1 protein-coding gene is annotated in these 207 nt (G+C 47.3%); it reads left to right on the forward strand.

Annotation, left to right across the window (positions count from 1 at the left end; translation table 11 throughout):
• Positions 1-207: DDE-type integrase/transposase/recombinase (locus ACTRWI_RS22965; protein ID WP_499133974.1), on the forward strand; the 207-nt coding region annotated here is incomplete at both ends.

A 207-nucleotide genomic window follows, 5' to 3' on the forward strand; every position in this document is an offset into this window, starting at 1 on the left:
TCCCTACCTTTTACGTGATATCGAAGTCACTTACCCAAACCAAGCTTGGGCGATTGACATCACGTATATCCCGATGGCTAAGGGATTCCTCTATTTAGTCGCCATTATCGACTGGTATAGCCGGAAGGTGCTGTCATGGCGGCTATCCAACACGATGGACACGAGCTTTTGTATCGAAGCTCTTGAAGACGCGCTTAAACATTATGG

The organism is Pseudoalteromonas sp. G5_S1_14_S5, assembly GCF_054968605.1.